Source organism: Streptomyces sp. P9-A4, from assembly GCF_036634195.1.
Taxonomy (GTDB): domain Bacteria; phylum Actinomycetota; class Actinomycetes; order Streptomycetales; family Streptomycetaceae; genus Streptomyces.
This window is the reverse complement of the sequence record NZ_JAZIFY010000001.1, coordinates 4,024,929-4,046,569: the sequence shown is the minus strand read 5'-3', so window position 1 is coordinate 4,046,569 and position 21,641 is coordinate 4,024,929. Positions and strand designations below refer to the sequence as shown.

Genomic DNA, 21,641 nt, shown 5'->3' with positions numbered 1-21,641 from the left:
GACCTGAAGCGCGGATTCCGTCACCCGCGCACACAGCTGACACATGAGGGGCGCGGGGGGTTGCACCGCCGCGCATTACAGTTCGGCATATGGCGAAGAAGCTCGTGATCAAGGTGACCGCGGGGGCCGACGCCCCCGAACGCTGCTCCCAGGCCTTCACGGTGGCCGCCGTCGCCGTCGCCAGCGGCGTCGAGGTGTCGCTCTGGCTGACCGGCGAGTCCTCGTGGTTCGGGCTCCCGGGCCGGGCGGCGGAGTTCGAGCTTCCGCACGCCGCGCCGCTGCCGGACCTGATCGACTCGATCCTGGCGTCCGGGGGCCTCATCACGGTGTGCACCCAGTGCGCGGCCCGCCGTGAGATCGAGGAGAAGGACCTGCTGGAGGGCGTCCGCATCGCCGGCGCGCAGGTCTTCGTCCAGGAGGCCATGGCCGACGAGACCCAGGCCCTCGTCTACTGACCCCTGACGGCCTCCGGCCCACCCCTGGCCGGCCTCCGGCGCCTCAGCGCTCCCTGGGGCGCTTCTTGCCGTCGAGTTCGTCCCACCACTCGTCCGACTTCGGGTCCCCCGAGGGGTCGTCCCACCAGCGGTCCTCGGGGCCCCGCCGGTTCGCGACCATCGCGGCGACCGGGGGGATGACCATGGCCACCACGCACATGCCGATCGCCACCGGCATCGAGAAGAGCCGCACGACGGCCCAGGCGCCCACGAAGAGGACCAGGCAGGCGCCCATCATCCAGAAGTAGACGTGCCTACGGCGTGCGTACACACCTCCAGCGTACGACCGGGGGCGCCGCCCGTCACCGGCACGGGAGCGGGAGCGGGCAGACCGAAGGGCCGTGCCTCTAGTCCTGGAAATGGCGTCCAACCCCCCAGGAGGCACGGCCCTTCGGCCGGTTCAGCGGTGCGGGATCACACCGCGATGGCGACCTCGGCGAGGCCACCCTGCTGCGCGACGACCTGGCGGTCGGCGGTGCCGCCGGGGACCAGGGCGCGGACGGTCCACGTGCCCTCGGCCGCGTAGAAACGGAACTGGCCGGTGGCGGAGGTCGGGACCTCGGCCGTGAACTCGCCGGTCGAGTCCAGGAGGCGGACGTAACCGGTGACGGGCTGGCCGTCCTTGGTCACGAAGCCCTGGATGGTGGTCTCACCGGGCTTGATCGTCGAGGCGTCGGGGCCGCCGGGCTGCGCTCCACACATGTCGTTCTGTCCTTACGGTCGAGGGGTCCGGAGGAGGGAGGGTCCGGGGTTACTTGTTGGCGCCGAGCTCGATCGGCACGCCGACGAGGGAGCCGTACTCGGTCCACGAGCCGTCGTAGTTCTTGACGTTCGTGACCTCGAGCAGCTCGTGCAGGACGAACCAGGTGAGCGCGGAGCGCTCGCCGATGCGGCAGTAGGCGATGGTGTCCTTCGCCAGGTCGACCTGCTCGGCCTCGTAGAGGGCCTTGAGCTCGTCGTCCGACTTGAAGGTGCCGTCGTCGTTGGCGTTCTTCGACCACGGGATGTTGCGGGCGCTCGGCACGTGGCCGGGGCGCTGCGACTGCTCCTGCGGGAGGTGCGCCGGGGCGAGCAGCTTGCCGGAGAACTCGTCGGGCGAGCGGACGTCGACCAGGTTCTGGGCGCCGATCGCGGCCACGACGTCGTCGCGGAAGGCGCGGATCGAGTTGTCCAGGGCCTGGGCCTTGTACGCGGTGGCCGGGCGGGCCGGGATCTCGGAGCCGTCGACCAGGTCGCGGGAGTCGAGCTCCCACTTCTTGCGGCCGCCGTCGAGGAGCTTCACGTCCTGGTGGCCGTAGAGCTTGAAGTACCAGTAGGCGTACGAGGCGAACCAGTTGTTGTTGCCGCCGTAGAGGACGACCGTGGTGTCGTTCGCGATGCCCTTGGCCGAGAGGAGCTTCTCGAAGCCCTCCTGGTCGATGAAGTCGCGGCGGACCGGGTCCTGGAGGTCCTTGGTCCAGTCGATCCGGATGGCGTTGCGGATGTGGTTCTTCTCGTAGGCCGAGGTGTCCTCGTCGACCTCGACGAGGGCGACCTGCGGGTTGTCGAGGTTGGCCTCGACCCAGTCCGCGTCGACCAGGACGTCGCTGCGAGCCATGCTGTTCTCCTCCGGGGCAGTGTGCGGCGGTGTGGTGCGGGTGTGGCTGCGTACGCGCCATCGCGTGCATGAGGGACGTGCGTGACGGACATGCGTACGGCTTGCACGGGCGGCCCCGACCTCGGTCGGAGGGCCTGAGGAATACGGGAGTGGTGGGTCCCGCTCAGACGGAACGACAGAGCATGGCGGCGACGCGGCACAGGTCCACTGCCCGCCGCTTCGTGAGATCCGCCTGTCGCTTCATGCCCTCGATCGTAGGGACGGACAGGCGGCCGTGTCACCGGTGTGTCGTATTTTGAGACGCGATCGTCCGAGATGCGAGACGCGATCACCGTACGGGTCGGCTCCGGACGCCTCCGTACCGAGGCGTCCGGTTCTGTTTCTGCGGATCGGACAGCTGTGTCTCAGCATGTGACCAACGAGTACGTTCGGGGGTGTCCGGGCCCCCAAAAAGCGCCGGGCCTCAGCCCGCCAGGACTATGTTCTTGCCGGTCACCGTCACGGCCAGGCCCTCGGGGCGCGGCTCGACCTTCTCCACCTTCATGCCGGCGATGTCGCCGATCGGGCGCTCGAAGTCGGTGCGGGCGCGGACCAGGCCCTCGATGCCGGGGATGCCCTCGCCGGGCACCTCGTCGGCCCGGACCTTGAGGGTGTCGCCGTTCACCACGGTCACCGTCGAGAGGACGGTGCGGGTCAGGGTGCGGCCCATGACCTTCACTCCGCCGGTGACCTTCACCTTGCCGTTCCCGCCGTAGGCGACGGTGGCCTGCCGGTCGGAGGCGGCCGTGAGGTCCGCGTACGAGACGAGGGCCGTCCCGCTCGCGGAACCCGCCTTCGCGCCCGCCCAGTCGCCGGTCACGGTGACGTCCCGCAGCGCCACGGTCAGCTCGCCGACCCGGATGCGCTTGTCGCCCGCCGTCGCCCGGACGCCGGACGCCTTCACCTCGACCTCGTCGAGGTGCTTGCCCGCGACCTGGGTGAGGAAGGGGAAGCCCTTGATGTCGACCTCTATGGAGTCGCTGTCCACGGCGGCGAGCTTCACCCGGCCCGCCGCCTCGTCCTCGGCCCACGCCACGGCCAGCCGGTCGATCCCCACCAGGACCCCGCCCAGCACGACGGCCACGATCAACAGAATCCGCAGTGCTCGCATGGGTTGTGCGTCCCCCCGATGGAAGTGGATATGCGTTCGGCCCCCCGACACGAAGATCGACGTGCCGAGGGGCCGGTTGGTTCCCGTGCCCCGCCCGGATCAGGGTCCGGTCAGGGCCGTGTCAGGGCGGCGTCGGGGTCAGGCCAGGGCCCGGCCCAGCAGGTAGACGGCGGGCGCCGCGGCCGTCAGCGGCAGCGCGACCCCGGCCGTCATGTGCACGAAGCGCGACGGGTAGTCGTAGCTCGCCACCCGCAGGCCGATCAGGGCGCACCCCCCGGCCCCGAGGCCGAGCAGCGCCCCCGAACCGCCCAGGCCGGTGAGGCCGCCGGCCGCGATCCCCGCGCCCGCCGAGGCGAGCAGGGCGACGACCGCGGAGACGGCGCCGGGCAGCGGCAGCGCCCGCGCGAGGACGGCGGCGGCGACCGCGACCCCGCCGACGACCACCGCGTCCGGATCGGCGCCGAGGTGCCCGGTGGCGACGACGGTGAGCGCCGCCGAGGCGATGGTGGCCATCAGGCCGTACATCCGCTCGTCCGGGTCGGCGTGGCTGCGGAGCTGGAGGACCAGGCAGAGCAGCACCCAGACGCCGAGCGTGCCGAGGATCGCGGCGGCGGCGTGCTCCCGGCCGGTGGCGAGCAGGGCCGCGTCGGCGGCGAGACCGCCGGCGAAGGCCAGCGCGATGCCCTGCCGGGCGGGCCACATGCCGTTGAGCCGGAACCAGCCGGCGGCGGTGACCGCCTGGAGCAGCACGAGCGGCACGAGCAGCCCGTACGTGCCGAGCGCGGCGCCACCGGCGAGCAGCAGCCCGAGCAGGGCGGTCAGCGCGGCGGGCCGCATGCCGGGCTCGATGATCGGGGACCGGCCCTCGGCACGCGCGCGCTGGGCGTCGGTGATCCGGGTGTTCCCGGAGGTGGTGGGCGAGGACCAGCCGGGACCGGCCTCGGCCTCGACGGCGGGAGCCTGCACCGGAGCGTGCGCGGGAGCGGGAGCGGAGACCGGGGCCTGCGCGTGCGCCGGGGCTTGCGGCTCGGCGTAGTACGCCTGCTGCGGCTCGTACCCCTGGTGCTGCTGGTGCTGCTGGTACGCCTGAGGCTCGGCGTACGGCTGCTGCTGAGGCTCGGCGTAAGGCTGCGGCTGCGGCTGCGGTTCCGCGTAGGACTGCTGGTACCCGTCCTGCGGCGCGTTTCCCTGCTGCGGCGCGTATCCCTGCTGCTGCCCGCCCCCCGCCCGTGCCGCCCGCGCCTGGTCGTACGTGACGGCCGGCTGGTACGTGGTGTCCCAGGTCTGGCCCTCCCACGTCTGCGTGACGTCGGCGGCCTGCGGCGACTGCGGTACCTGCTGTCCCTGCCCGTTCGCGTACGGGTCGTACTGCTGACCGCCGTAGTACTGGTCATTGCTCATGCTCTGGGGTTCACCCTCCTGCGAACGGGGGGAGCACCTCGACGGTGCCGCCCTCGGCAAGCCGTACCGTCTCATGGCTCCGGGTCCCGACGGGGTCGCCGTCGACCAGGAACGAGCACCGCCGGAGGACCTGGACCAGCTCGCCCGGGTGCTCCGCGCGGACCGCGTCGAGCGCCTCCGCCAGGTGCTCGGCGGTGTACGGCTCCTCCGCGACACCGGCGGCGGCCTTGGCCGCGGCCCAGTAGCGGATGGTTCCCGCTGCCATAGCGGCGCTCCCTTCGTTCGTGTGCGCGCCGCCCCCCATGATGGGCTATGCGCGCGTGAGCCAGTCCCCGAGCCGGGCGAGCAGCTCGGCCCCGGCCGCGTTCTCGGCGTGGCCCATGCCCCGCTCCAGCCACAGTTCCGCGTCCGAGGCCCCGGCGAGCATCCGCGGGTGGTCGAGCGGGAAGTACGGGTCCCGGTCGCCGTGCACGATCAGCAGCGGTGTCGGCGCGATCAGCGGCACCGCGGCCACCGGCGAGAGCGGTACGGGGTCCCAGGCGCGGCTCTCGATCCGGGTGCGGAGCCCGTACCGCCCGACGAGGCGGCCCGCCGGGCGGGTGACCACCCAGTGGAGGCGGCGCATCGGGGCAGTCCCCCGGTAGTACCAGCGGGCCGGCGCGGAGACGGCGGCCACCCGGTCGGCGTACCCCGCTCCTTCCCGGTCGAGGGCCGCGTGGCGCAGGACCACGGACCCGCCCATGGAGAAGCCGACCGTCGCCACGCGCGCGTGGCCGAGCTCACGGGCCCAGCGGACGGCGGCGGACAGGTCGAGGACCTCCCGGTCGCCGACGGTCGAGCGGCCCCCGGAGCCGCCGTGGCCGCGGAAGGAGAAGGTCACGACGGCGGCGGCGCCGCGCTCCGCGAAGGCGCGGGCGGCGCGCCGGACGGCGGGCCGGTCGGCCGACCCGGTGAACCCGTGCGCGACGACCACGGCCGTATCGGTGACACTTGCCTTGGACGGTTCGTAAACCGCCTCGATCCGGACATCGTCATCCGTACGCAACATGGCCCGCCGGGAGCCGGAAGTGATCAGAGAGACATCCGCCATATGAAATCCGCCCTCTCCCTCTGAACTCATGTGGGCTATTCTCCTGTGCAGAGGATCCGGGCGACGCAGCCCCCGGGTCCTTTTGCGTTTTCCGACCGTTGTTACGGACGGATGAACAAAAGCTCTCAGGGCGCGAGAGCCGGCAGTGAGCTGTACGGAACGACGTACGAAGCAGTGCCACGTCCTCGCAGGGACCGAGGAGGAACCGAACGATGAGCGAGCGAACGAAGCACGACCGACCGGTGGCAGGAGGAGCACGATGAGCTCCCTGCTGCTCCTGACCAACGCCCTCCAGCCTTCCACCGAGGTGCTTCCCGCCCTCGGTCTGCTGCTCCACAGCGTCCGGGTCGCCCCGGCGGAGGGCCCCGCCCTCGTGGACACCCCCGGCGCGGACGTCATCCTCGTGGACGGGCGGCGCGACCTCCCCCAGGTGCGCTCGCTCTGTCAGCTGCTGCGCTCCACCGGGCTCGGCAGTCCGCTGATCCTCGTCGTCACCGAGGGCGGCCTCGCGGCCGTCACCGCCGACTGGGGCATCGACGACGTCCTCCTCGACACCGCCGGTCCGGCCGAGGTCGAGGCGCGGCTGCGGCTCGCGACCGGCCGCCGGCAGATCGTCGCGGACGACTCCCCCATGGAGATCCGCAACGGCGACCTGTCGGTCGACGAGGCGACGTACAGCGCGAAGCTCAAGGGCCGGGTCCTGGACCTGACCTTCAAGGAGTTCGAGCTCCTGAAGTACCTGGCGCAGCACCCCGGGCGGGTGTTCACCCGCGCGCAGCTCCTCCAGGAGGTGTGGGGGTACGACTACTTCGGCGGCACCCGGACGGTCGACGTCCATGTGCGGCGGCTGCGGGCCAAGCTGGGCCCGGAGCACGAGTCGCTCATCGGAACCGTCCGTAACGTCGGCTACCGCTTCGTCACCCCCGAGAAGGTCGAGCGGGCCGCCGAGGAGGCCCGCGCGAAGGAGGAGGCCCGCGCCCAGGCGGCCAGGGACGGCGCCGACGTCAAGGACGCCACGAGGGATGTCACCCACCTGGAGGACAGGAACGTGGCGGATGCCACAGTGCGACCTGCCGGTAGGTAGGTCACCCCGCGTAGACTGCCGCGCGTGGCCAAGGTGACGCGGGATGACGTAGCTCGACTGGCGGGTACATCGACCGCGGTCGTGAGCTACGTCATCAACAACGGACCCCGGCCGGTCGCCCCGGCCACGCGCGAGCGTGTCCTCGCCGCGATCAAGGAACTGGGCTACCGCCCGGACCGGGTCGCCCAGGCGATGGCGTCGCGGCGCACGGACCTCATAGGCATGATCGTCCCCGACGCCCGGCAGCCGTTCTTCGCCGAGATGGCGCACGCCGTCGAACAGGCCGCCGCCGAGCGCGGGAAAATGGTCCTCGTCGGCAACTCCGACTACCGGACCGAGCGCGAGGTCCACTACCTGCGCGCGTTCCTCGGCATGCGGGTCTCGGGACTGATCCTGGTCAGCCAGGGCATGAGCGAGCAGGCCGCGAGCGAGATCGAGGCCTGGGACGCGCGCGTGGTGCTGCTCCACGAGCGGCCCGAGGCGATGGACGACGTCGCCGTCGTCACCGACGACATCGGCGGCGCCCAGCTCGCCACCCGGCACCTCCTGGAGCACGGCCACCCGTACGTGGCGTGCCTCGGCGGCGTGCCGAACACCCCGGCCGTCGGCGACCCCGTCGCCGACCACGTCGAGGGCTGGCGGCGCGCCATGCTGGAGGCGGGCCGGCCGGTCGAGGGACGCCTCTTCGAGGCCCCGTACAACCGTTACGACGCCTACCAGGTGGCCCTGAAGCTGCTCGCCGGGCCCGACCGCCCGCCGGCCATCTTCTGCTCCACCGACGACCAGGCCTTCGGTGTGCTCAGGGCGGCGCGCGAGCTGCGCATCGAGGTGCCCTCCGAGCTGGCGGTCGCGGGCTTCGACGACGTCAAGGAGGCGGCGCTCACCGACCCGCCGCTGACGACGATCTCCTCGGACCGGCCGGCGATGGCGCGGGCGGCCGTGGACCTGGTCCTCGACGACTCGCTCCGGGTGACGGGCTCGCGCCGCGAGCGCGTGAAGCTCTTCCCTTCGGGCCTGGTCGTCCGCCGCTCGTGCGGCTGCCACGAGTAGCAGCGCGGGACCACTGCCCTGAGGAGCGGCGCGGGACCTCTGCCCTGAAGAGCAGCGCGGGATCGCCGCCCTGAGGAGCAGCGCGGGACCTCTGCCCTGAGGAGCCGCGCAGGACCCGCCCTTATATCGGGCATACAGGCTTCTGTCGGGCTTCTCAGCCGGTCCTCAGACGGTTCTCATGTACGGCTCCGAGAGTCGTACCCATGACGGACTTCCAGCAGCAGCCGCAGCAGCCTCACCACCCGCCGAGGCCGCCGTACGACCCGGCGCAGCCGATCACCACCGAGCCCGGCACCACGGTCTGGCCGTCCGGTGGGCAGGTGCCGCCGCCGGCCGGACCCCCCGTCGCCGCCCCGGCCGGCGGCGCCCCCGGCGCCCGGCACCGTGCCAAGCGCGGGGTCGGTCTCCTGGTCGCCGTGGCCATCGCCGCCGCCGCGGTCGGCGGCGGTACGGCGACGCTGGTCCAGCAGCTCGGCTCCGACACCCCCGCCGCCGCCTCCTCCGCCGTGAGCGGCACCAACGTCTCCGCCGGCAACACGGGCACGGTCGCCGGGGTCGCCCAGGCGGTCTCCCCCTCGATCGTCGAGATCTCCGCGAGCTCGAACGCCGGCAAGTCCACCGGCTCGGGCGTGATCATCACCTCCGACGGCGAGATCGTCACCAACAACCACGTGGTGTCCGGCGCCTCCGAGATCACCGTGCAGCTCAGCGACGGGAAGTCCTACCCGGCCTCGGTGGTCGGCACCGACCCCGACAAGGACCTGGCGCTCATCAAACTGCGGGGCGCCTCCGGCCTCAAGGCCGCCACCCTCGGCTCCTCGAAGGACGTCAGGGTCGGCGACCAGGTCGTCGCCATCGGCTCCCCCGAGGGCCTGACCGGGACCGTCACCAGCGGCATCGTCTCCGCGCTCGACCGGGACGTGACCGTCGCCAAGGACGGGAACGGCCAGGACCAGCAGCAGGGGCAGGGGCAGGGGCAGCAGTACGACCCGCGGCAGGGCTGGCCGTTCGAGTTCGGCGGTCAGCAGTTCAACGGCGACACCGGCTCGTCGAAGACGACGTACAAGGCGATCCAGACCGACGCCTCGCTCAATCCGGGGAATTCCGGCGGCGCGCTGATCAATATGAACGGCGAGATCATCGGAATCAATTCGGCCATGTATTCGCCCAGTTCTTCGAGCGGTTCGACGGCCGGCAGCGTCGGTCTCGGATTCGCGATCCCGGTCGACACCGTGAAGGCCGACCTGGACGGTCTGCGGGCGGGCGGCGGCAACTGAACGCCGTACCCGCCGTCGAACGGGCCGCGTGCGACGCTGAGCCCATGACCGACCAGCGACACGAAGCCGAACGCATCCTGATCGTCGACGACGAGCCCGCCGTACGGGAGGCCCTGCGCCGCAGCCTCGCCTTCGAGGGGTACGGGACGCAGGACGCCGTCGACGGCCTGGACGCGCTCGCCCGGATGGAGTCGTACGCCCCCGACCTCGTCGTCCTCGACGTCCAGATGCCCCGGATGGACGGGCTGACCGCGGCCCGCCGCATCCGGGCCTCCGGCTCCACCGTGCCGATCCTGATGCTGACCGCCCGCGACACCGTCGGCGACCGCGTCACCGGACTCGACGCGGGCGCGGACGACTACCTCGTGAAGCCCTTCGAGCTGGACGAGCTGTTCGCCCGGATCAGGGCGCTGCTGCGGCGCAGCTCGTACGCCTCCGCCCGGTCCGGCGGCCCGGCCGACGCCGACGTGCTGTCCTTCGAGGACCTGCGGATGGACCTGGCCACCCGCGAGGTGACCCGGGGCGGGCGGACCGTGGAGCTGACGCGGACCGAGTTCACGCTCCTGGAGATGTTCCTCGCGCACCCGCGCCAGGTGCTCACCCGCGAGCAGATCCTCAAGGCCGTGTGGGGCTTCGACTTCGAACCGAGCTCGAACTCACTGGACGTGTACGTGATGTACCTGCGGCGCAAGACGGAGGCCGGCGGCGAGCCGCGCCTCGTGCACACGGTGCGGGGCGTCGGGTACGCGCTGCGCGGAGGAGGCGGGGAGTGACCGGTCCCCTGACGTGGTTCCGTTCCCGGCCGCTGCGCTCGCGGCTCGCGCTGCTCACGGCGGTCGCGGTGGCCGTCGCGGTGGCGGCGGTGTCGCTGGCCTGCTGGTTCGTCACCCGGGCGCAGCTGGAGGCCGAGATGGACTCCTCGCTGCGCGGCACCCGGCTCGACCCGAACGGGGTGCAGAGCCTGCTCGCGCTGTGCCGGCAGGGCACCACGCCGCCGCCGGTGGCGGGCTCGTACACCGTGCAGGTGATCCTCGCCGACGGCAGCGTGTGCACCTCGGGGAAGGCCGCGATCCCGGCCGGGGCCGGTGACCTGGCGGTGGCGCGGGGGCAGCTGGGGTACGTGCTGCACACCGTCAAGGACGACGCCGGACGGGAGATGCGGGTCTACACCTACCCGCAGGAGGGCCCGATCGGGCTCGCGGTCTCCGTGGCCCGCCCCCTCGACGAGATCGACAACTCGATGTCCACCCTGCGCTGGGTGCTGTTCCTGGTCTCCGGGATCGGGGTCGTCGGCGCGGGCGCGGCCGGGCTCTGGGTGGCGCGGACCGGTCTGGAGCCGGTGAACCGGCTCACCGGGGCCGTCGAGCACGTGGCCGCGACCGAGGACCTGACCGTCCGCATCCCGGTGGAGGGCGAGGACGAGATCGCCCGGCTCTCGCGCTCCTTCAACGCGATGACGGCGGCGCTCGCGACCTCCCGGGACCGGCAGGCCCAGCTCATCGCGGACGCCGGCCACGAACTCCGTACGCCCCTGACCTCCCTGCGCACCAACGTCGAGCTGCTCGCGCGCAGCGAGGAGACCGGCCGGGCCATCCCGCCGGAGGACCGGCGGGCCCTGATGGCCTCGGTGAAGGCGCAGATGACGGAGCTGGCCGCGCTGATCGGCGACCTCCAGGAACTGGCCCGCCCGGACACGGCCGAGCCGGGGCCGCTCGCGGTGGTCCCCTTCCACACGATCCTGCGGACGGCCCTGGACCGCGCGCGGCTGCGCGGCCCTGAGCTCACCTTCGTCACGGACCTGGCGCCGTGGTACGTACGGGCGGACGCGGCGGCGCTGGAACGGGCCCTGGTCAACGTCCTGGACAACGCGGTGAAGTTCTCGCCGCCCCGGGGCACGGTCGAGGTGACCCTGATGCGCGGCGAACTGACGGTCCGCGACCAGGGCCCCGGCATCCCCCCGGACGAACTCCCGCACGTCTTCGAACGCTTCTGGCGCTCCCCGTCGGCCCGCAGCCTCCCGGGCTCGGGCCTGGGCCTGTCGATCGTGGCCCGCACGATCGACCACGCGGGCGGCACGGTGACCCTGGCCCCGGCACAGGGCGGCGGGACGGTGGCGACGGTACGACTGCCGGGGGCGCCCACACCGCCGCCGGAGTACTGAGGGGTCGGCGGGCATCGGGGTCCCACGGCCGCGGATGTCCCGGGAGCCACCGACCTGAGCCGGGCGGCCGGCCCGAGGCGAAGGCCCGAGCAGCCGTCCTGAGCCGTGCGGGCAGCCGGTCGCGCCCGCCCCGAGCCGCTAGTTGTGCCGGAGGAGGGCCTCCACGAGGCCCGTGCGGGTGTTGGGGAAGTCCATCGGGACGATTCCCAGGCCCGTCCGGCCGGCCATCTCGGCGCCGTCGAGGAAGCCGTGCACGCGCGGGTTGAGGCGGTCGGAGTTCCAGCGGGGCGGCAGGGAGGCGGAGGTGCTGACGAAGTTCACGTAGAGCCGGCCGGGCTGTGCGACGGCCGTGTGGAAGTGCGCCTCGATCTTCGGGTACTTGGCGTCGGGCAGCGCGTTCCAGTCGTCCTGGATGGCGAGGGTGGAGCCGTCGCCCCAGCGCAGTCCGCCGGGAAGCCCGCCGTTGTCGGCGATCAGGACGACCTTGCCGCGGGCCTCGCCGAGCAGCGGCACCCCGTTGCCGATCCGGAAGAGGGAGCGCCAGCCGCGTCCGTCGAGGTAGTCGTCGAAGACCGCGCGGAAGGTGGCGTCGGACTCCTCCGAGTACTCCTGCTTGACCCGCATGAGGACGGTCTCGGAGGGGTGGGCGGCGAGGAAGTCCCGGCAGGCGACGAGGACGTCGCCGAACATCATGTTCTGGTACGAGGGGCCGTGGTGGATGGCGAAGGAGCCGCCGGTCACCCGGCACCGGACGTCCAGGAACCGGATGCCGCTGTCCAGCTGCTGGCCGATGGTGGTGTTCTGGCACTCCGACCAGGGTCCGCCGAACCGGGCGCCGGAGTCGTGCGTACCGGGGATGGTGAGCCGCTGGAGGGGGGTGCCGTCTCCGTGCGCCCCCATCCACGCGCGTACATCCACGGCCGAGGCGGCGGGCGCCCCGAGCATCACTCCGGCCCCCGCGGCGAGGGCCCCCACGAGAAAACTTCGTCGCTCCATGCGCCGCAGCATGACAGGTCCAGATCAAAACAGGGAAGGGGGCGACGGCCCGCCGAATCCGGCGGTCCGCCACCCCCCTTCCCCGGGGTGCCCCTCGGTCCTTGACCGGGAGGGCTACTTCACGACCGTGATGCGGTCCGCCGCCGGGACCGGCAGCGGGGCGGTCGCCGAGGAACGGCCCGCCAGGTAGGCGTTGAAGACATCCAGGTCCGAGGCGCCGACCAGCTTGTTCGTGCCGGTGGCCAGGGCCCCGAAGCCGTCGCCGCCGCCCGCGAGGAACTCGTTCATCGCGACGCGGTAGGTCTTCGACGGGTCGATCGCCTCACCGTTCAGCTTGATCGTGCCGTCGACGACGCGGTCCGCGCCCGTCTTCGTCATGTCGAGCGTGTAGGTGAGGCCCTTCGAGATCTGGAGGATCTTGACGGAGTTCAGGTTCGAACCGCTGACCTGCTGCTTCAGCGCGGTGATCAGGTTCGCGCCGGTCAGGTCGACCACGTTCATCATGTTGGTGAAGGGCTGCACGGTGAAGGACTCGCCGTACGTCACCACACCGTCGCCCTCGGCGCCGGACGCCTTGAAGACGAGGTCGGAGCGGATGCCGCCCGGGTTCATCAGGGCCAGCTGCGCGCCGCCCTTGTCCGCCGGGGCCAGGCCCTCCAGCTGCGCGTCGGCGATCAGGTCGCCGAGCGGCTTCTCGTACGCCGTGGAGCCGCGGCCGTTGATGTCGGCGGCGATGAAGCCCTGCGGACGGTTCGCGACCGGGGCGGCGATCGTCTGCCAGTCCTGGATCAGCTTCGTGACGTCCGCGGCCTTCGGCACGTCACGCGTGACGACGTGGTTGGCCGAGGCGACGGCGGTCCGCACGATGTCCTTGGTGGCGCGGTCGTACGTCAGCGTCGTGTCGGTGTACAGCTTGCCGAACGAGGACGCCGAGGTGACCAGGCGCGGCTTGCCCGCCGGGTCCGGGATGCTGCACACGTACGCCTGGTGGGTGTGGCCGGTGACCAGCGCGTCGACCTGCGGCGAGACGTTCTTCGCGATGTCGACGATCGCGCCGGAGACGCCCTCGCCCGCACCGTCGCCGTCACCGTCGCAGTCGTAGTTGTACGAGCCGGAGGCCGGCATGCCGCCCTCGTGGACCAGGGCGACGATGGACTTGACGCCCTTGCGCTCCAGGACCTTCGTGTACTTGTTGATCGTCTCGACCTCGTCGCCGAACTTGAGGCCCTTGACGCCCTCGGCGGTGACGACGTTCGGGGTGCCCTCCAGGGTCACGCCGATGAAGCCGATCCGGACGCCGTCCTTCTCCCAGATGAAGTACGGGTCGAGCACCGGCTTGCCGGTCTTCTCGTTCGTCACGTTGGCCGCGAGGTACGGGAAGTCGGCGCCCTCGAACTCCTTGCCCTTGACGAAGCAGCCGGCGGTCGGGTGACAGCCGCCGTTCTGCATCCGGGCCAGCTCGACGGCACCTTCGTCGAACTCGTGGTTGCCCACCGAGGTGACGTCCAGGTCCAGCTTGTTCAGGGCGCCGATGGTCGGCTCATCGTGGAAGAGCCCGGAGAGCAGGGGCGAGGCACCGATGAGGTCACCGGCCGCCGCCGTCACGGAGTAACGATTCCCCTCACGCGCCTGGCGCAGGTGCGTGGCCAGGTACTCGACGCCGCCCGCGTCGATCTTCTCGGTGGTGCCGTCCTCCTTGGTCCGGGTGACCTGGCCGGACGAACCGGCCGGCGGCTCCAGGTTGCCGTGCAGGTCGTTGAAGGACAGCAGCTGGACGTCGACCATCCGGCCCCAGCCCTTGCCGTTGCCGTGCCCGGCGGCGAAGGCGTCGCCGGCGGCTCCGGCCGACGGCATCGTGGCGACGAGCGCCCCGACCGTCGCAAGTCCCGCCCCAGCGGCCAGAACACGCCGCACGGTCTTGTTCTTCCTCGGTGTCGCCATCTCTCCCACTCGCCCCTTGCCCCTTTTGTGGCGTTGACATACTCCCCCGTCTGCCGGTGCAGCCTAGAGTCAACGCGCGTAGCGCAACAGGGGTAGCGGGTTACAAGACAGTTGCCGCCGCCTTTCCCCGGGGCGGCGACGTGTCGCCGTAAGGTCGTGCCCATGACTTCCGACGCGGCGCCGGCCCTCGAACCGGGACGGCAGATCCACACGTATGACGAGCTCACGCCCGAGCAGATCCAGGACGTACTGGACCTGCTGGAGGCCTCGGACAGCGCCGACGGCGTCCACGCGGTCTCCGAACAGGGGCGGCTCTACCTCCGTCACGGCAGCCGCGAAGGCGTCCGCCACTTCCTGCTCACCGTCGGCACCCACCTCTACGGCTACGCCCAGCTGGAGGAGACCGACCCCATCGAGGCCCCCGCCGCCGAGCTGGTCGTCCACCCGTCGCACCGCGGCCGCGGCCACGGCCGGGCGCTCGGCACCGCCCTGCTCGCCGCCTCCGGCAAGCGGCTGCGCGTCTGGGCGCACGGCGGGAAGTCGGCGGCCCGGCACCTCGCGCAGGTGCTCGGCCTGACGCTCTTCCGCGAACTGCGGCAGCTGCGGAGGCCACTGGCCCCGCTCGACATCCCGGAGCCGGCGCTTCCCGAGGGCGTCACCGTCCGCACCTTCGTGCCCGGCCAGGACGACACGGCCTGGCTCGCGGTCAACGCCACCGCGTTCGCCCACCACCCGGAGCAGGGCTCGCTCACCCAGCGGGACCTGGCCGACCGGATGGCGGAGCCCTGGTTCGACCCGAAGGGCTTCTTCCTGGCGGAGAAGGACGACAAGCTGGTCGGCTTCCACTGGACGAAGACGCACGGCGAGGAGCAGCTCGGGGAGGTGTACGTGGTCGGCATCCTGCCGTCCGCCCAGGGCGGCGGCCTCGGCAAGGCGCTCACGGCGATCGGGCTGCGGTACCTGGCGGCGCAGGGGCTGCCGACGGCGATGCTGTACGTGGACGCGGACAACACGGCGGCGGTGACGGTGTACGAACGGCTCGGCTTCGTCACGCACGAGGTGGACCTGATGTACCGCACGGAGTCGTAGACCCGTAAGTCCGGTTCGCAGGGGGGCGGTTGACACCGCCCCCTTCTTTCCACCACCATTCCACTACTTGATTAGTGAAAGGGTGGTGGAAGGGATCGTGGTCGAGTTCCGCATCGACCGGCGCAGTGGCGTCGCCACCTACCTCCAGATCGTCCAGCAGACGAAACAGGCCCTCCGGATGGGCCTCCTGGAGCCCGGCGACCGACTGCCCACCGCACGCGAGGTCGTCGAAGCGACGGCCATCAACCCCAACACGGTCCTCAAGGCCTACCGCGAACTCGAACGCGAAGGCCTGGTCGAGGCCCGCCGAGGCCTCGGCACCTTCGTCCGCGCCACGCTCGGCACGAACCCGGCCGACTCGCCCCTACGCGGCGAACTCACGGCCTGGGCCCACCGGGCACGAGCGGCGGGACTGGAGCGGGAGGACGTGGCCGCGCTCTTCACATCCGTACTGAGGGAACAATTCGAGGGGGACGAATGACGAGAGACGGCATCGCACTGGAGGCCGGCCTCCTGGGCAAGAAATACGGGGGGAGAGGCCGCGGCTGGGCCCTCAGGGAGTGCGACTTCGCCCTCCCCGCCGGGCGGATCTGCGCCCTCGTCGGCCCCAACGGCGCCGGCAAGTCCACCCTCCTCGCCCTCGCCGCGGGGCTCCTTCGCCCCACCGAGGGCACCATCCAGGCCCCCGCGCGCGAACACCTCGCGTACGTCGCCCAGGACAAGCCGCTCCACCCCCGGCTCAGCATCGCCGACACCCTGCGCATGGGCCGCGAGCTCAACCCCGGCCGCTGGGACGAGAGCGCCGCCCTGCGGGTCATCGCCGACGAACTCGACCCGCGCGCCCTCGTACGCGACCTCTCCGGCGGCCAGCGCACCCGCGTCGCCCTCGCGCTCGCCCTCGGGAAGCGCGCCGAACTGCTCCTCCTCGACGAGCCGATGGCCGACCTCGACCCGCTCGCCCGGCACCAGTTGATGGGCCTGCTCATGGCCGATGCCGCCGAGCGCGGCACGACCGTCGTCCTGTCCTCCCACATCCTCACCGAGCTGGAGGGCGCCTGCGACCACCTCCTCCTGCTGCACGGCGGCCGGATCCGGCTCGACGGACCCGTCGACGAACTCCTCGCCGCCCACACCCTGCTCACCGGCCCGGTCGCCGACCTCGCCCCGCACACGGTCGTCGAGTCCCGCACGACAGGCCGTCAGCTCACCGCCCTGATCCGCCACGAAGGCGCGGTCGAAGGCCCCTGGGAGACGACGGAACCCTCCCTGGAGGAACTCCTCCTGGCCCACCTCCGCGCCCCCGAAGGAGCCCCGGCATGAGCACCCTCGCACTGAAGGGCCCCTACTGGGTGACGGTCCGCCAGTACAGGCGGACGCTGTGGCTGGCAGGGGTCCTGGTAATCCTGGCCCTGGCGGCGATCGGCGGGCTGCGGATCTGGGACGCGCAGACCCCGGACACGTACGTACAGGGCGGGTACGTGGTCCCCTCCGACGAGAACCACGGCTACGGGATGCTCCGCTGGGCCATGGAGTACTTCTCCATCGGCATGGTCTTCCTGCCACTCCTCGTCGGGGCCTTCGTGGCCGGCCCTCTGGTCGCCCGCGAGCTGGAATCGGGGACGTACAAGCTCTCCCTCACCCAGTCGATCAGCCCGGCCCGCTGGCTCGGCTCGAAGCTGGTGACCGCGGGGGCCGCGGCCCTCGCGACCATGCTCGCGCTGACGGCGATCTTCTGGGTCGGCTGGGCCCGTGTCGGCGGCCACTCCCAGCTCCACTGGGCAGACCGAGGGGTCTACGAGGTCGTCGGTACGGCGCTCACCGCGTATGTCCTCCTCGGCGTCGCGGTCGGCGCCCTCGTCGGCCAGCTGATCCGCCGCACGCTCGTGGCCATGGCGGCGACGGGCGGCATCGTCGGCATCGTCCTGCTCGCGCTCGGCGCCCTCCGCTGGGACTTCCTCTCGGTCGTGACGATCACCGGCCCCGCCCAGGTGAACGCCTCCGTCCCGCACATGCCGGACCACGACCTGATCATGGGGGCCGGGCTCCTCACCGACACGGGACAGAGGCTGCCCGGCTGGTTCTGCGCCCCCGACGGCCCCCGGGCCGACTGCGGCACCGACGAGAAGATCGTCGGCCGGTACCTCGACTACCACCCCCAGTCCCACTTCTGGCCCACCCAGCTCATCGAGTCCGGCATCGTCCTCGCCCTCGCCGCCCTCGCGCTGTTCCTCGCCTTCCGCGTCCTGCGCACCCGGCACCCGTAGAAAACCCGTACGAATCCAAGGGCCGCGGGGCCCGCACACGGCCCCGCCCCCGATTCCCGTACGACATGTCGTCGTTACCGGCCATTCAGACGCGCTTGCGACGCTCACGCAATGAAGCGCTCCGTGTCCGCCCTCCCCAAGGGGAGACTTCCCTCCCCCACGGCCCGCTCCGACGCGCCCGACCACCCCTTCGCGCGGAAGAATGGGGCCATGAGCCAGCAGCCCGCCGAGGTCCCGGTCCAGTCCTCCGCCACGTCGTCCGCCCCGTCGTCCGGAACGGCCTCCGCGCCGTCCCTGGGTTCCATAACCGCGCATCGCGCGCAGATCGTGAACGGCACCGTCGTCACCGATCTCGACGCCGACCTCGACGCGGATCCCGACACCTACAAGGACGACGGCGCCCTCGGCGACGAGCTGCCGCAGGGGCGTTTCCTCGACCGCGAGCGCAGCTGGCTCGCCTTCAACGAGCGCGTCCTCGAACTCGCCGAGGACCCGACGACCCCCCTCCTCGAACGGGCGAACTTCCTCGCGATCTTCGCCTCGAACCTCGACGAGTTCTTCATGGTCCGGGTCGCCGGCCTCAAGCGCCGCATCGCCACCGGCGTCGCCACCCGCTCCGCCTCCGGCCTCCAGCCCCGCGAGGTCCTGGAGCTGATCTGGACGCGTTCGCGCGAGCTCATGGCCCGGCACGCCGCCTGCTACCAGCAGGACGTCTCCCCGGCCCTGGCCGACGAGGGCATCCACCTCATCCGCTGGCCCGAGCTCACCGAGAAGGAGCAGGCGCGGCTCTTCACCCTGTTCCGGCAGCAGATCTTCCCGGTGCTCACCCCGCTGGCCGTGGACCCGGCGCACCCCTTCCCGTACATCTCCGGCCTGAGCCTCAACCTCGCCGTGGTCGTACGCAATCCGGTCAGCGGCCACCGCCACTTCGCGCGCGTGAAGGTGCCCCCGCTGCTCTCCCGCTTCCTGGAGGCCTCCCCTCAGCGGTACGTCCCCCTGGAGGACGTGATCGCGGCGCACCTGGAGGAGCTGTTCCCCGGCATGGAGGTGCTGGCGCACCACATGTTCCGGGTGACCAGGAACGAGGACCTTGAGGTCGAGGAGGACGACGCCGAGAACCTGCTCCAGGCCCTGGAGAAGGAGCTGATGCGGCGCCGCTTCGGCCCGCCGGTGCGTCTGGAGGTCGAGGAGTCCATCGACCCCTACGTCCTCGACCTGCTGGTCCGCGAGCTGAAGATCTCCGACGCCGAGGTCTACCCGCTGCCCGGCCCGCTGGACCTGACCGGGCTCTTCGGGATCTCCGGACAGGACCGGCCGGAACTGAAGTACCCGAAGTTCGTGGCCGGCACCCACCGCGACCTCGCCGAGGTCGAGTCCGCGTCCGCGCCGGACATCTTCGCGGCGCTGCGCGAGCGGGACGTCCTGCTCCACCACCCGTACGACTCGTTCTCGACGTCCGTGCAGGCCTTCCTGGAGCAGGCCGCCGCCGACCCGGACGTCCTCGCGATCAAGCAGACGCTGTACCGGACCTCCGGCGACTCCCCGATAGTGGACGCCCTCATCGACGCCGCCGAGTCCGGCAAGCAGGTCCTCGTCCTCGTCGAGCTCAAGGCCCGCTTCGACGAGCAGGCCAACATCAAGTGGGCCCGCAAGCTGGAGGAGGCCGGCTGCCACGTCGTGTACGGCCTCGTCGGCCTGAAGACCCACTGCAAGCTGTCGCTGGTCGTCCGGCAGGAGGGCGAGCTGCTGCGCCGCTACTCCCACGTCGGCACCGGCAACTACCACCCGAAGACGGCCCGCCTCTACGAGGACCTGGGCCTGCTGACCGCCGACCCGCAGGTCGGCGCGGACCTGTCCGACCTGTTCAACCGGCTCTCCGGCTACTCCCGCCGCGAGACGTACCGGCGTCTGCTCACCGCGCCGAAGTCGCTGCGGGACGGGCTGGTCTCCCGGATCACCAAGGAGATCGCCCACCACCGCGCCGGCCGGCCCGCGTATGTGCGGATCAAGGTCAACTCGATGGTCGACGAAGCGATCATCGACGCCTGCTACCAGGCCTCCCGGGCCGGAGTCCCCGTCGACATCTGGGTCCGCGGCATCTGCGCCGTACGCCCCGGCGTCACCGGGCTCTCGGAGAACATCCGGGTCCGCTCGATCCTCGGCCGCTTCCTGGAGCACTCCCGGGTCTTCGCCTTCGGCAACGGCGGCGAACCCGAGGTCTGGTTCGGCAGCGCCGACATGATGCACCGCAATCTGGACCGCCGGATCGAGGCCCTCGTACGGGTCTCCGACCCGGCGCACCGGGCGGCGCTCACCCGGCTCCTGGAGACCGGGATGTCCGACACCACCTCCTCCTGGCACCTCGGCCCCGACGGGAACTGGACGCGGCACGCGACCGACCCCGAGGGCCGCCCCCTACGGCACGTCCAGGAGATGCTCATCGACGCGCGGAGGCGCCGGCGTGCACAACCCTGACCACTCGCAGGACGTCTCGGCGGGCGAGGTCCTGGCCCCCTACCTGCACGCCCGTGCCGCGGACTTCCTCCGCGGCCTGCGGCTCCACGGCGAGAGCGGCTCGGACACGGCCGGGGCCGAGGAGGCGGCCCGCACCCTGCGCGGCGCCGCCCGCCGGATCAGCGGCACCCTCCACACGTTCCGGCCGCTGCTGGACACGGCCTGGGCGGACCAGCTCCGCACCGAGCTGGTCTGGCTGTCGGGCACGCTGGCCGTGGAGCAGGCCTGCACGTCCCGGCTGTTCCGCCTGGTGGACGCGCTGTCCCGCCTGTCGAACGGCACGGGAGGCCCGTCACCGGTCATCGGTACGACCTCGGGCAGGGGCGCGTCCAAGGGGGCGGGCGGCGGCGGCACCGTCACCCGCCCCGCCAGCGGCGCCATCGGCGCCCCCGGCGCGGGCCCCGCCCCCGGCCCCGTCCCCGCCGCCCGCGGCAGCGAGTCCGCCGGGCTCACCGTGGGCGCGGCACGGGCCGGCGCCCTCCTGGAGCGCCAGCTCACCCTGGCCCGGACGCGCGCCCACTCGGCGTCCCTCCAGGCGCTGGGCTCGGCCCGGTTCCACGCCGTCGCCGACGCCGTCGCGCTCCTCGCCTCCGAGGTGCCGCTCGGCCCCGTCGGCACCGCGCCCGCCGTCGAGGTCCTGGACGGGCCCGCCGAGCTCGCGGAGCGGCGCCTCCTGGACGCGGTGGCCGCGCTGCCCCTGACCCGCGCGGCCCACCCGTACAACGCGGAGGCGCTCGCGCTCGCCGCCGGGGAGGGCCAGGACGCGCCCTGGCACCACACCCGGCTCCTGCTCCGGCTGCACCGGTACGCCACCGAGGCCCTGCACACCGGCGGCGAACCCGACTCGGTCCTGTACGAGGCCGCCCGCGCCCTGGACCGGCACCGCGACGCCGCGGAAGCCGCCTCGGCCGCCGCCGCCGCGGCCCGCACCCCGCGCATCGCCCCGGCGACCGCGTACGCCCTGGGAGTCCTCCACGCCGACCAGCGCCACGAGGTCGAAGCGGCCCGCTTCGCCTTCCAGCGCGCCTGGCGAAGAACAACGGCACCGGTCCCGTGACGCAGCCGCGCCGGGAACCGGTCCTTGCCGCCGGGTGCGTGCTCTGGCGCCCGGCGCCCACCGGTCACGGCATCGAGATCGCGCTCGTACACCGGCCGAAGTACGACGACTGGTCGCACCCCAAGGGGAAGCGGAAGCGCGCCGAGACGGCGGAGGCGTGCGCGCTGCGCGAGGTGTACGAGGAGACGGGGCAGCGCTGTGCCCTGGGCCCCCGGCTGCCGACGGCCCACTACATGGTGGACGGCCGCCCCAAGGAGGTCGACTACTGGGCGGCCCGTACCCTCGGCGGCGCCTTCGTCCCGAGCCACGAGGTCGACGCCCTCGTCTGGCTGCCCCCGGTCCAGGCCCGCACCCGCCTCACCCAGCCCCGGGACCGCGAACTCCTGGACGCGGCGATCGCGACGAACCACCGCTGGGCCGGGCGCGACCCCCACCACTGAGCAAGGCTCGACGCCCACCACCGAACCGGCACGGCG

General features: G+C 72.2%; 23 protein-coding genes. 13 read left to right on the top strand and 10 right to left on the bottom strand.

The window, feature by feature from the left end:
• The first annotated feature begins 89 nt into the window (after positions 1–89).
• Entirely contained in the window at positions 90–455 is a 366-nt protein-coding gene (locus V4Y03_RS18160; protein WP_317878097.1) for a DsrE family protein, read from the top strand.
• Between the two features lie 43 nt (positions 456–498).
• On the opposite strand, the gene V4Y03_RS18155 is transcribed toward V4Y03_RS18160, so the two are convergent.
• The 8 genes from V4Y03_RS18155 to V4Y03_RS18125 form a co-directional block, all read right to left on the bottom strand.
• Positions 499–765 (bottom strand): DUF3099 domain-containing protein, encoded by a 267-nt coding sequence (locus V4Y03_RS18155; protein WP_056553539.1) that lies wholly within the window; start codon positions 763–765, stop codon positions 499–501.
• Positions 766–908: 143 nt separating this feature from the next.
• Complete coding sequence (locus V4Y03_RS18150; RefSeq protein ID WP_073819964.1) at positions 909–1,196, bottom strand: DUF1416 domain-containing protein; 288 nt, start codon at positions 1,194–1,196, stop codon at positions 909–911.
• 49 nt (positions 1,197–1,245) lie between these two features.
• On the bottom strand, positions 1,246–2,091 hold the full coding sequence (locus tag V4Y03_RS18145) for a sulfurtransferase (RefSeq protein ID WP_056553542.1): 846 nt from the start codon (positions 2,089–2,091) through the stop codon (positions 1,246–1,248).
• 163 nt (positions 2,092–2,254) lie between these two features.
• Positions 2,255–2,335: a putative leader peptide gene (locus V4Y03_RS33915; RefSeq protein ID WP_350497993.1), complete on the bottom strand. Its 81-nt coding sequence runs from the start codon at positions 2,333–2,335 to the stop codon at positions 2,255–2,257.
• Between the two features lie 219 nt (positions 2,336–2,554).
• The gene (locus V4Y03_RS18140) at positions 2,555–3,241 is read right to left on the bottom strand and encodes an LmeA family phospholipid-binding protein (RefSeq protein ID WP_317878098.1); all 687 of its coding nucleotides are present in this window, start codon (positions 3,239–3,241) and stop codon (positions 2,555–2,557) included.
• Positions 3,242–3,379: 138 nt separating this feature from the next.
• A complete protein-coding gene (locus V4Y03_RS18135; RefSeq protein ID WP_332435574.1) occupies positions 3,380–4,642 on the bottom strand; it encodes a hypothetical protein in 1,263 nt (420 codons plus the stop codon).
• 10 nt (positions 4,643–4,652) lie between these two features.
• On the bottom strand, positions 4,653–4,907 hold the full coding sequence (locus tag V4Y03_RS18130) for a MoaD/ThiS family protein (RefSeq protein ID WP_317878389.1): 255 nt from the start codon (positions 4,905–4,907) through the stop codon (positions 4,653–4,655).
• Positions 4,908–4,952: 45 nt separating this feature from the next.
• Complete coding sequence (locus tag V4Y03_RS18125) at positions 4,953–5,762, bottom strand: alpha/beta fold hydrolase (protein ID WP_332435573.1); 810 nt, start codon at positions 5,760–5,762, stop codon at positions 4,953–4,955.
• A gap of 229 nt (positions 5,763–5,991) precedes the next feature.
• On the opposite strand from V4Y03_RS18125, the gene V4Y03_RS18120 reads away from it, so the two are divergent.
• From V4Y03_RS18120 to V4Y03_RS18100, 5 genes are all read left to right on the top strand, one after another.
• A complete protein-coding gene (locus tag V4Y03_RS18120; RefSeq protein WP_332435572.1) occupies positions 5,992–6,816 on the top strand; it encodes a winged helix-turn-helix transcriptional regulator in 825 nt (274 codons plus the stop codon).
• A 24-nt stretch (positions 6,817–6,840) separates the two neighbouring features.
• Positions 6,841–7,866: a LacI family DNA-binding transcriptional regulator gene (locus V4Y03_RS18115; RefSeq protein ID WP_332435571.1), complete on the top strand. Its 1,026-nt coding sequence runs from the start codon at positions 6,841–6,843 to the stop codon at positions 7,864–7,866.
• 203 nt (positions 7,867–8,069) lie between these two features.
• Positions 8,070–9,143: a S1C family serine protease gene (locus V4Y03_RS18110; RefSeq protein WP_332435570.1), complete on the top strand. Its 1,074-nt coding sequence runs from the start codon at positions 8,070–8,072 to the stop codon at positions 9,141–9,143.
• 44 nt (positions 9,144–9,187) lie between these two features.
• Entirely contained in the window at positions 9,188–9,916 is a 729-nt protein-coding gene (locus tag V4Y03_RS18105; protein ID WP_056553567.1) for a response regulator transcription factor, read from the top strand.
• Positions 9,913–11,304: a sensor histidine kinase gene (locus V4Y03_RS18100; RefSeq protein ID WP_317876431.1), complete on the top strand. Its 1,392-nt coding sequence runs from the start codon at positions 9,913–9,915 to the stop codon at positions 11,302–11,304. Before V4Y03_RS18105 ends, V4Y03_RS18100 begins: the two co-directional genes overlap by 4 nt.
• Positions 11,305–11,442: 138 nt before the next feature.
• On the opposite strand, the gene V4Y03_RS18095 is transcribed toward V4Y03_RS18100, so the two are convergent.
• Both V4Y03_RS18095 and V4Y03_RS18090 read right to left on the bottom strand, forming a co-directional pair.
• Positions 11,443–12,300 (bottom strand): phosphatidylinositol-specific phospholipase C domain-containing protein, encoded by an 858-nt coding sequence (locus V4Y03_RS18095; RefSeq protein ID WP_332435569.1) that lies wholly within the window; start codon positions 12,298–12,300, stop codon positions 11,443–11,445.
• Between the two features lie 114 nt (positions 12,301–12,414).
• Complete coding sequence (locus V4Y03_RS18090; protein WP_332435568.1) at positions 12,415–14,241, bottom strand: bifunctional metallophosphatase/5'-nucleotidase; 1,827 nt, start codon at positions 14,239–14,241, stop codon at positions 12,415–12,417.
• Positions 14,242–14,403: 162 nt separating this feature from the next.
• Between V4Y03_RS18090 and mshD the strand changes: the two genes are divergently transcribed.
• From mshD to V4Y03_RS18055, 7 genes are all read left to right on the top strand, one after another.
• The gene (mshD, locus tag V4Y03_RS18085) at positions 14,404–15,330 is read left to right on the top strand and encodes a mycothiol synthase (RefSeq protein ID WP_317876434.1); all 927 of its coding nucleotides are present in this window, start codon (positions 14,404–14,406) and stop codon (positions 15,328–15,330) included.
• A gap of 97 nt (positions 15,331–15,427) precedes the next feature.
• Positions 15,428–15,811 (top strand): GntR family transcriptional regulator, encoded by a 384-nt coding sequence (locus V4Y03_RS18080; RefSeq protein ID WP_332437214.1) that lies wholly within the window; start codon positions 15,428–15,430, stop codon positions 15,809–15,811.
• Entirely contained in the window at positions 15,808–16,650 is an 843-nt protein-coding gene (locus V4Y03_RS18075) for an ABC transporter ATP-binding protein (protein ID WP_317876436.1), read from the top strand. Before V4Y03_RS18080 ends, V4Y03_RS18075 begins: the two co-directional genes overlap by 4 nt.
• Positions 16,647–17,594 (top strand): ABC transporter permease, encoded by a 948-nt coding sequence (locus tag V4Y03_RS18070; protein WP_332435567.1) that lies wholly within the window; start codon positions 16,647–16,649, stop codon positions 17,592–17,594. The genes V4Y03_RS18075 and V4Y03_RS18070 overlap by 4 nt, the downstream gene beginning before the upstream one ends.
• A gap of 210 nt (positions 17,595–17,804) precedes the next feature.
• On the top strand, positions 17,805–20,069 hold the full coding sequence (locus tag V4Y03_RS18065) for an RNA degradosome polyphosphate kinase (RefSeq protein ID WP_332435566.1): 2,265 nt from the start codon (positions 17,805–17,807) through the stop codon (positions 20,067–20,069).
• Entirely contained in the window at positions 20,056–21,165 is a 1,110-nt protein-coding gene (locus V4Y03_RS18060; RefSeq protein WP_332435565.1) for a CHAD domain-containing protein, read from the top strand. Before V4Y03_RS18065 ends, V4Y03_RS18060 begins: the two co-directional genes overlap by 14 nt.
• Positions 21,162–21,605 carry an NUDIX hydrolase gene (locus V4Y03_RS18055; RefSeq protein ID WP_332435564.1) on the top strand — a complete coding sequence of 148 codons (444 nt, stop codon included), beginning with the start codon at positions 21,162–21,164 and terminating at the stop codon, positions 21,603–21,605. Before V4Y03_RS18060 ends, V4Y03_RS18055 begins: the two co-directional genes overlap by 4 nt.
• The last annotated feature ends 36 nt before the right edge of the window (positions 21,606–21,641 follow it).